The sequence below is a fragment of the Rhodopila globiformis genome, from assembly GCF_002937115.1.
Taxonomy (GTDB): domain Bacteria; phylum Pseudomonadota; class Alphaproteobacteria; order Acetobacterales; family Acetobacteraceae; genus Rhodopila; species Rhodopila globiformis.
The window spans coordinates 1-8,324 of sequence record NZ_NHRY01000244.1; the positions used below are offsets into that span (position 1 = coordinate 1).

An 8,324-nucleotide genomic window follows, 5' to 3' on the forward strand; every position below is an offset into this window, starting at 1 on the left:
ATCGGGGCGGCAGTCAGACGGGGCATGAAGGCTCCGGTGAATCAGGGCGAGGCGTGAGCCTGTGGCCTGCCATATTCAGGCCGCTCCTGACTCGCCAGAACGGCTCCTGACGGCGGCTGGTCACGGCGATTGCCGCCAGACTGTGGCAAACCAGACTCACCCGCGCCGGGCCACCCATCAACGGAGTCGCCACTTCCGGCGAGGTGTACTAGTGTGGCAGCCAGGACAGTGCCGATCCGGACTGGCGAGGATGTCGTCCGGGTCCGGCAGGAGGTCCGGCGCATCGCGGTCGAGGCCGGGCTGGGCCTGGTCGACCAGACCAAGATCGTCACCGCGGCCAGCGAGCTGGCGCGCAACACGCTGGATTACGGCAAGGGCGGCGAGGCTATCATGGAGGTTGTGCAGGCTGGCATGCGGCGCGGCGTCAGAATCCGGTTCCAGGACCAGGGGCCCGGTATCCCCGATATCGAGCTGGCGCTGAAGGACGGCTATACCACTGGCCGGGGCATGGGCCTCGGCCTGGGCGGCGCCCGGCGCCTGTGCAACGAATTTGCCATCGAGTCGGCGCCGGCCCAGGGCACCCGGGTGACCATCGCGCGGTGGAAATAGCCCAATGGACCGGATCACCGTCCGCGACCCCACCGACGTCGCCACCGCCCGCCGCCGCGTCGCCGGGCTGGCGTCACAGCTGGGCTACAACGAGACCGAGGCCGGCCGTGTCGCCATCGTCGTCACCGAGCTGGCGCAGAACCTGCTGCGCCACGGCGGCGGCGGCGAAATCCTGGCGGGCGCCGACGCCACCGGCGAGGCGGCGCTGGAAGTTCTCGCCCTGGACAAGGGACCCGGCATGGCCGACGTCGCCGCATGCCTGCGCGACGGGTTCTCAACCGGCGGCACCCCGGGCAACGGGCTGGGCGCCGTGCAGCGGATGAGCCGCGAGCTGGTGATCCATTCGCGCCCAGGGGGAGGACCAAGGGGAGGACCATGGGGAGGACCATGGGGAGGCCCAGGGGGCGGACCAGGGGGAGGACCAGGCGGTGGCACCGCTGTCCTGGCGCGGCTGGGCGGCAAGGCGGCGCCGGTGGCCCGCACCGCAGCAACGCTGTGCGTACCGAAGCCCGGCGAGACGGTGTGCGGCGATTCCGCCTGCGTCATGCCCCGCCCGGACGGCACCATCGGCGTGCTGGTCGCCGACGGGCTGGGCCACGGCCCGCAGGCCGCCGCCGCCTCGGCCGAGGCGGTGCGGCTGTTCCGCAAGCATCCCGCCGCCGCCCTGGTCGACCTGCTGGGCATCCTGCATGCCGGCCTGCGCGCCACCCGCGGGGCAGCCATCGCCGTGGCGGTGATCGATCCGGCGGCCCGGCAGGTCACCTATGGCGGCGTCGGCAACATCGCCGGCTTCATCACCGACAGCGGCGGCACCCGCCGCATGGTCTCGCACAGCGGGACGGCCGGGCACACCGCGGGCCGGATGCAGGCCTTCCGCTATCCGATGCACCATCGCCCGGTGCTGGTGATGTTCTCCGACGGGCTCGCCACCTCGTGGTCGCCGGACGGTCACGCAGGTCTGTTTGAGCTGGACCCCACGCTGATCGCCGCCGTACTGTATCGTGACCACGCGCGCGGGCGGGACGATGCGTCGGTGGTTGTGTGGAAAGGCTAGACCGATGGAATGGCCGCTGCTGACCGTTGCCCTGGCGGAGCCCGAGGACCTGGTGCTGGCGCGCCACCGCGCCCGGCAGGTGGCGGCCCAGCTTGGCCTCGATACCGCCGCGCAGACCCGCTTTGCCGCCTCGGTGTCCGAGATCGCCCGCAACGCCATCGCCTATGCCGGCGGCGGCCGGGTCGCGTTTTCCGTCCGCCGCGACGGCCTGCCCGCCCTGCTGGCCCGGGTCTCCGACAGCGGCCCGGGCATCCGTGACCTGGACGCGGTGCTGGACGGCCTGGTCCCGGGGCGCGGCATTGCCAGCGCGCGGCGGCTGGTGGATGAGTTCGCCATCAGCAGCGATGCAAGCGGCACCAGCGTGACGCTGGCCCGCCACCTGCCGGACGGCGCCCGGCTGAACGCCGCCACCGTGGCCCGCCTCGCCGATTGCCTGCAGAACGGCCAGCGGCCGAACCCGGCGCTGGAACTGCAGACCCAGAATGCCGAACTGGTCGCCAGCCTGGCGGAACTGCGCGCGCGGCAGGAGGATCTGGAGCGGCTGAACACTGAGCTCGAGGACACCAACCGCGGCGTCGTCGCGCTGTACGCCGAACTGGACGGGCGGGCCGAGCAGCTGCGCCAGGCCAGCGAGCTGAAATCCCGCTTCCTCTCGAACATGACCCACGAGTTCCGCACGCCGCTGAACTCGATCCTGGCGCTGTCGCGGCTGCTGCTCGACCGCGTCGACGGCCCGCTGGCGCCCGAGCAGGAACGCCAGGTCAGCTACATCCGCCGCTCGGCTGAGAGTTTGACGGAACTGGTGAACGATCTGCTGGACCTGGCGAAGGTCGAGGCCGGCAAGCTGGAGGTGCAGCCCGGCCTGTTCACCGTCTCCGAGCTGTTCGGCGCGCTGCGCGGCATGATGAAGCCGCTGCAGCAGAACCAGGCGGTGGAGCTGGTCTTCGAGGAGCCGTACGGCCTGCCGCCGCTGATGACCGACGAGGCCAAGGTGGCGCAGATCCTGCGCAACCTGATCTCCAACGCGCTGAAGTTCACCGAGCGCGGCGAGGTGCGGGTCAGTGCGCGGCTGGAGCGGCCAGGCCAGGTGATCCACTTCGTCGTCGCGGACACCGGCATCGGCATCGCCGGGGAGTTCCACGAGGTCGTGTTCCAGGAATTCTCCCAGGTTGCCAACCGGCTGCAGGGCCAGGCCAAGGGCACCGGGCTTGGGTTGCCGCTGTCGCGCCGGTTGGCGGAACTGCTGGGCGGGACCCTGACGCTGCGCAGCGCGCCGGGCGCGGGCTCGACGTTCACCCTGAGCCTGCCGGCCGCGCCCGCCGCCGCGTCCGGCGTTTCTCCGGCCGGTGCGGCTCAACCGGGACGGGTGCGCGACGTTCTGCTTATCGATGACGAGGAGACATCGCGCTATGTGGTGCGGCAAATGCTGAGCGGCTGGCAACACCTGCGCATGCGGGAAGCCGAGACCGGCGCTGAGGGGCTGCGCCTGGCGCGGGCCGGCCACTTCGATGCCATCCTGCTCGACCTGCGGCTGCCGGACATCGACGGCGCGGTGGTGCTGGACCGCCTGCAGGCGGATCCGGCCCTGGCGGAAATCCCGGTGATCGTGTGCACATCCTCGGTCCTCGGCGACGTCGAGCGGCGGCGGCTCGGCCACGCCCGGTCGATCCTGTCCAAGGCCAGCCTGACGCGTGAGGGCGCGCAGCGCGCCCTGGCCGCGGTCTGGCAGGATCACGTGGGGATACCCGTCGGCGGGCTGGCCGAATGAGCGCCACGCCCCCCGCCACGCCCCCTTTGGTCGTGAACGTCGATGACGATGCGGCGAACCGCTACGTCAAGACGCGGTCGCTGCAGATGGGCGGGATGACGGTGACCGAGGCCGCGGACGGCACCACCGCCCTGGCCCTGATCGCCGATTGGCAGCCCTCGCTGGTGCTGCTGGACGTCAATCTGCCGGATATGAACGGGCTGGAGGTCTGCCGCCGCATCAAGGAGTCCTGGCCGGAAATCATCGTCGTGCAGATCTCGGCCACCGCGATCACGTCAGCCGACAAGATCAGCGGCCTGGAAAGCGGGGCCGATTGCTACCTGACCAGCCCGGTGGAGCCGCTGGAGCTGATCGCGGTGACGCGCGCCATGCTGCGGCTGCGCGCCGCGGAAGCGCAGGCGCAGGAAGCGCATGAACGCTATCGCATGATCGTCGAGAGCGCGATCGACTACGCCATCTTCACCTGCGGCCTGGACGGCCGGATCACCAGTTGGAACAGCGGCGCGGAGGCCGTGCTGGGCTACCGGCCGGAAGAGATCATCGGCGCGCCCGGCGCGCGGATCTTCATGCCCGAGGACGCCGCGGCTGGCGTCCCCGAGGCCGAGATGCAGGCGGCGCTGACCGGCGCGAGCGTGAACGCCGAGCGCTGGCACCGGCGCCGCGACGGCAGCCGCTTCTGGTCCAGCGGCCGCATGGTGCCGCTGCGCAACCGGCGTGGCGAGGCCGAAGGCTACCTGAAGATCCTCTACGACCGCTCGGCCGAGAAGGAGGCGCGCGACGCGCTGGAGGCGCTGAACGCCGAGCTGGAAATCCGCGTGGCGGACCGGACCCGGGCGTTGGAGGCGGCGAACCAGCGCCTGCGCGAGGAATTCGCCGAACGCGAGCGGACGGCGGAGCAGATCCGGCAACTGCAGAAGATGGAGGCGCTGGGCCAGCTGACCGGCGGCATCGCGCATGATTTCAACAACCTGCTGACCGCCATCCTCGGCGGCCTGGAGGTGACGCGCATGCGCGTCGAGGAGCCGCGCACGCTGAAGATGATCGACAGCTCGATCAGCGCGGCGCAGCGCGGCGCCAAGCTGGTCGCGCAGCTGATGGCCTTCGCCCGCCGGCAGAACCTGGAGGTCGAGTGCCGGCAGATCAACACGCTGGTGGAGGAGATGCTGGAGCTGCTGGCGCGCAGCGTCGGGACCTCGGTGACGCTGACGTTCGACCTGGCCCCGGATGCCTGGACGGTGATGGCCGATGCCAGCCAGGTGCAGACGGCGATCCTGAACCTGGCGATCAATGCCCGCGATGCAATGCCGAACGGCGGCTGCCTGCGGATCAGCACCGGCAATACGCTGATCGAGGCGGCGGCGCCCGGCACGGAGCTGGCGCCGGGCGAGTACGCGATGCTGGCGGTGGAGGACACCGGGACCGGCATGACGGACGAAGTGAAGACGCGGCTGTTCGAGCCGTTCTTCACCACCAAGGAGATCGGCAAGGGAACCGGCCTCGGCCTGGCGCAGGTCTATGGCTTCGTCCGGCAGTCGGGCGGGGACGTGCTGGTGCGGAGCGCGCTGGGGCAGGGATCCCGGATCACCATCCTGCTGCCACGGGCGACCGAGGCGGTTGCCGGGGATACGGCGGCGGTAGCGTAGTAGGGGCGGCAGGGGGGGCGCCCCGGCGTCATGGCCGGGCGTGTCCCGGCCATGACGAAAGGGAAACGCAGCGGCGGACCGTTTCCGAGATGTGTGCATCCCGTAGGGACACGCCCGGCCATGACGGTGAGAGAACGGCCGCGGCGCCAAATCGCCCTGTGCGTCAGGGTGCTCCGGCCTCTTCGGCGGGCGCGGGTTCAGGCGTGACAGCGTTACCATGCCGGGCACGTCAGCACGGTTGAGCCAGCGGGCTCGACGTGTTAGACAACACAGCAAATTTGTATGACAATACAGAGGAGGCCGGAATGACAGCCGCTGAGAAGGCGGGCGACCAGGCGAGCCGGGCGGCATGACAGCCTTGGCCGCCCCGGAGATAACGGCGCTCCTTGAGGAAGCGCAGAAACGGGGCCTGCTTGGAGCCAAGGACCGGCAGATGGGCGGTCGCTTCCCGTCCGCGCTGGTGGAGGCGGCGCAGGCGGCTACAGGCATCACCGAGGCAACCGACTTGCTGACGTATGCGCTGGTGAAGGTGACTTTCGAGGACAACTACGGCCGCAAGCTACTGGAACTCGAAGGTACCGTGCCGCCTGGAACCTTCGGTGACTATTGACCTCGCCCGGTCGCTTCGCCGCATCAAGCCGGAGAAGTGGACGGGCAGCCTCCGTCCGCGGCCTGCCACGGCACGCAGTTTCGTTGATGCCGCCGACGCCTTCGGTCCGCCACTCCTCCTCGACATCTGCGTGTATCTCGACACCCTGCAAGGGCGGCTGCCGCCAGCCGCCCGAAGGCTTCTCGCGACGCGGCCAGTTCGGCATGTGTCCGTTGTGCTCGGGGAGCTAAGCCACAGGTTTGGCCGCCTGGCGCCGTCACCACGGAACGATGCTGCCCTGGCGAGACTTGGGCAGGCCATCGAACGCATTGACGAGCGCCTCGTCGGCGTTCCGAGCCCCGGCGTTTGCCTGGAGGCGGGCATCCTCGCGGGGCTCGTGTTTCGCCTTGGTGGCTTCCAGGCTGGCCAGGAAGTCGCCGCGCTCAACGATGCGACAATCTACCTCCATGCGCTGGAACACGGGCTGACGGTCCTGACCGGAAACCTGAACGACTTCGACCGCATGAAGCAAATCGTGCCGGAAGGCCAGGTGCTGTTCTACCAGTGACCTTCGCTGTTGTCGTCTGTCCGAACCGGCTCTGGTCGGTTTGCGGAAGGGTGAGCCGGGGCACCTTGATCGGGAGCGCATCCCAGGGGGCATTTGCGCCATAATGGCGCACGTGGGCCGCGACAGATGGCCCGGACAAGCCGGTCCATCAGGATGGGGGCCACGACCGCGGGGACCGTTTCCCGGGATCCGCGCATCCCGTGGGGGTGTCCTTGCCGTCTGCGTGCCGGCGGTGGGCGCGCGCAACGGCGCAGCACCAGAAGCTGCGGTTGCCCGCGGGGCTCGGCGCTTCGGGCCGGTGCTGCCAGGCGCAGCGATCCGGGCGTCAGCCGCCCAGGTGCCCCAGCCCCGCCCGGGCGATCAGCAGCACAGCCAGGGCCGACAGCGTCGTCAAGGCCACCATCCGGTGGTATTCCGGCCTGGCGCGCCGGAAGCACCAGCTTCCCAGCGCCGCGCCCAGCAGCAGGACCGGCACGCAGGCGGCGGTCCAGGTCAGGATCTCGGCAGTGATCATGCCGCGGGCGGCCATCGGTAGCAGCGAGACGCAGGCGGCCAGCATGAAGAACACCATCGACGTCGCCCGCATCCGCGCCGGGCTGTGCCCGAGCGCCAACAGGTAGACGATGACCGGCGGCCCGCCCATCGAGGCCAGCCCGTTGATGATCCCCGACGCCAGCCCGACCCCGCCGGCGAGCAGCCGCGACGGGTTCGGCGGCAGCCGGATGCCTCGGCGGATCAGCCAGACCGAGAAGGCGATGACCACGCCGATGGCCAGGCGCACCGGGTCCGGGGGCAGTTCGGTCAGGATCAGCAGGCCCAGCGGCACGCCCAGCACCAGGCCGGGCGCCAGCACGGCGACGGCCTGCCGATCGCAGGCCGCCCAGGCGCCGCACAGGCCGGACAGGCTGATGATCGCCTGCAGCGTCACCACCAGGGGCACCGCCTGCGCGGGCGGCAGGGCGAGGCTGAGGATCGGCACCGCCGCCAGGCCGAACCCGAAGCCGGTGAATCCGCGCAGGATGGCGGCGGCGAACACGCCAGCCATCGCGAGCACAAGGCTGACCATCATGCGCCCGTATGTTGGCACGCAACGCCGGGGTCCGCCATCACCCCGGCCCGATGCCGCATACGATAGTGCGGTGACCGCGCTTCAGCGGCCTGGCGCCCGTGCAGGGCGGCGCACGGACCGGCGCCTGGCGGTCGCCCGGCAGAGGCCGATCGGGGACGGTCGCGTCAGCCACCGCCATGAAAGGACCGTCTTTGCGGCACAATGTTATAATACGCGCATGCAGGCGTTCGTTTTGTTGCGTGCCGTTGCCAGTCCTTACTCGCCAGTATCACTTGCATCGCATCTGTAGAGACAAATCCTCACATTCACAGGGTTGTCATTTCTGTCATTGTGCAGTATCGACCGTGGGATGCGTTGGGAAACGCCCTCTCGTGGCACCGAAGTGTGCCCTAATTTCGCCATTCTGGCGGGGTTAATAGACCACAGTGTCGGTCGTTTCGGCCACATTGCCGGGCGATTATTGCGCCCTCAACCATATATGCAACGGCCTTGCAGTCTCTGCTGACCGTTTGCCGCCAATTCAGTGAGGTACGATGCAAAAATATTACGCAATCGCGCTAATTGCGACCTCGGCGCTCCTCGCCTCGGCGCAGCATGGCGCCCTGGCGCGATCAGCATCCCGCCACCATTATCGCCATCCGGAGCCCGTTACCCCGCGCCATACCGCCGGTTGGGTCGGCGAAACCGGCAAGGCGTCCTACTACTCCAACTTCTACCAGGGGCGCCGCGCCGCCAACGGCAGCCGCTTCGACCAGCGGTTGCTGACCGCCGCGCATGCCTGGCTGCCGTTTGGCACCAAAGTCTGCGTCACCGCACCCAGCACCGGACAGTCGGTCGTCGTCACCGTCACCGACCGGATCTATTCGGCCCGGCGCATCATCGACCTCTCGGCCGCCGCGGCCCGCAAGCTGGGCATCACGCAGCGCGGCGTCGCCGAGGTCAGCCTGACTCCGGCCTGACCGGCGTCCGATTCGCCGGCGGGGGCCGCCCCGTCGGGCCAACCCCCTCGGGCCAACCCCCTCTG

At 69.8% G+C, this 8,324-nt stretch carries 8 protein-coding genes; 7 read left to right on the forward strand and 1 reads right to left on the reverse strand.

Annotated elements, in window-relative coordinates:
- Positions 1 to 213 precede the first annotated feature (213 nt).
- The 6 genes from CCS01_RS24735 (at position 214) to CCS01_RS24760 (ending at position 6,231) form a co-directional block, all read left to right on the forward strand.
- Positions 214 to 609 (forward strand): anti-sigma regulatory factor, encoded by a 396-nt coding sequence (locus CCS01_RS24735; RefSeq protein ID WP_204848427.1) that lies wholly within the window; start codon positions 214 to 216, stop codon positions 607 to 609.
- Positions 610 to 613: 4 nt separating this feature from the next.
- Positions 614 to 1,663 (forward strand): SpoIIE family protein phosphatase, encoded by a 1,050-nt coding sequence (locus tag CCS01_RS24740; protein ID WP_104521437.1) that lies wholly within the window; start codon positions 614 to 616, stop codon positions 1,661 to 1,663.
- Between the two features lie 4 nt (positions 1,664 to 1,667).
- Positions 1,668 to 3,431: an ATP-binding protein gene (locus CCS01_RS24745; RefSeq protein WP_104521438.1), complete on the forward strand. Its 1,764-nt coding sequence runs from the start codon at positions 1,668 to 1,670 to the stop codon at positions 3,429 to 3,431.
- Positions 3,428 to 5,074 (forward strand): ATP-binding response regulator, encoded by a 1,647-nt coding sequence (locus tag CCS01_RS24750; protein WP_104521439.1) that lies wholly within the window; start codon positions 3,428 to 3,430, stop codon positions 5,072 to 5,074. Before CCS01_RS24745 ends, CCS01_RS24750 begins: the two co-directional genes overlap by 4 nt.
- Positions 5,075 to 5,423: 349 nt before the next feature.
- A complete protein-coding gene (locus CCS01_RS24755; protein WP_104521440.1) occupies positions 5,424 to 5,684 on the forward strand; it encodes a hypothetical protein in 261 nt (86 codons plus the stop codon).
- The gene (locus CCS01_RS24760; RefSeq protein ID WP_104521441.1) at positions 5,674 to 6,231 is read left to right on the forward strand and encodes a type II toxin-antitoxin system VapC family toxin; all 558 of its coding nucleotides are present in this window, start codon (positions 5,674 to 5,676) and stop codon (positions 6,229 to 6,231) included. The genes CCS01_RS24755 and CCS01_RS24760 overlap by 11 nt, the downstream gene beginning before the upstream one ends.
- A gap of 325 nt (positions 6,232 to 6,556) precedes the next feature.
- On the opposite strand, the gene CCS01_RS24765 is transcribed toward CCS01_RS24760, so the two are convergent.
- Positions 6,557 to 7,300, reverse strand: a complete 744-nt coding sequence (locus CCS01_RS24765) for a sulfite exporter TauE/SafE family protein (RefSeq protein WP_104521442.1) — start codon at positions 7,298 to 7,300, stop codon at positions 6,557 to 6,559.
- A 533-nt stretch (positions 7,301 to 7,833) separates the two neighbouring features.
- Here CCS01_RS24765 and CCS01_RS24770 point away from each other — a divergent pair.
- Positions 7,834 to 8,259 (forward strand): septal ring lytic transglycosylase RlpA family protein, encoded by a 426-nt coding sequence (locus CCS01_RS24770; protein WP_104521443.1) that lies wholly within the window; start codon positions 7,834 to 7,836, stop codon positions 8,257 to 8,259.
- Positions 8,260 to 8,324: the final 65 nt, after the last annotated feature.

Coding starts and splice junctions, on each gene's coding strand:
- CCS01_RS24770 (WP_104521443.1), top strand. CDS start 7,834: ATGCAAAAATATTACGCAATCGCGCTAATTGCGACCTCGGCGCTCCTC.
- CCS01_RS24745 (WP_104521438.1), top strand. CDS start 1,668: ATGGAATGGCCGCTGCTGACCGTTGCCCTGGCGGAGCCCGAGGACCTG.
- CCS01_RS24750 (WP_104521439.1), top strand. CDS start 3,428: ATGAGCGCCACGCCCCCCGCCACGCCCCCTTTGGTCGTGAACGTCGAT.
- CCS01_RS24755 (WP_104521440.1), top strand. CDS start 5,424: ATGACAGCCTTGGCCGCCCCGGAGATAACGGCGCTCCTTGAGGAAGCG.
- CCS01_RS24765 (WP_104521442.1), bottom strand. CDS start 7,300: ATGATGGTCAGCCTTGTGCTCGCGATGGCTGGCGTGTTCGCCGCCGCC.
- CCS01_RS24740 (WP_104521437.1), top strand. CDS start 614: ATGGACCGGATCACCGTCCGCGACCCCACCGACGTCGCCACCGCCCGC.